Annotated in this window: 1 protein-coding gene; it reads right to left on the minus strand. The window is 37.8% G+C overall.

Annotated elements, in window-relative coordinates; translation table 11 throughout:
* A partial coding sequence (locus B8T70_RS24065; RefSeq protein WP_165763257.1) for a hypothetical protein occupies window positions 1–714 on the minus strand: 714 nt, incomplete at both ends.

Below are 714 nucleotides of genomic sequence, written 5' to 3' on the forward strand. Positions count from 1 at the left end.
AGATGCATAAGATGCATAATAAGTAGTAGTACCAGGTGTATTTGTATCAGCCAAACCTGACCCTTCTACACCAACTGGGTTAAAAGTTGGCCCGCTGCCAAGTGAATCTCCTCCGGTGCTTGATTTATACCAATAAACTATATCATCTAAAATAAATTCTCCTCCTATAGGCGGCTCAACTCTCCAGGTATAATCATACATATTATCGTCTCCGCTAAATTGAGTATAAACAGAAATCAAAGTGTACTCAACTCCAGCGACCAAATTTGCGCTAAATTCTGGTTCAGTAAATAAATAATTATTTCCTACTCCTACTATCCATTGCCCACCTCTATCACAGTAGCCTGGTGTAAAATCACCTGTATAAATATATGCTGATCCACTGTATTCACGTCTGTTATCCATTTTAAAATTGTACTCTCCCGAAGCACTTACTGTAAATTTTGTTGCTGTATACTGATTTTCCCCAACAGTACCAAATTTACATGTATACATATCATTCTTACGTGCAGTCGGCAAAGGAGCACTCGGATCTCTTTCTGTATTCCATAAACCCATAAATTCCGTAACTGAATGCGCAGGAATTGTTGCCGATAGCGAACCACTACCTCCCTTACATATACTTACTGATTCTACCTCAATTTTTGGAATATCATTCACAATTATCTTTCCTTCTGCATAAATATTCCCGCAACCTCCAATTAATGGTATTTT

The organism is Flavobacterium sp. AJR, from assembly GCF_002156885.1.
In the GTDB taxonomy this organism is placed as follows: domain Bacteria; phylum Bacteroidota; class Bacteroidia; order Flavobacteriales; family Flavobacteriaceae; genus Flavobacterium.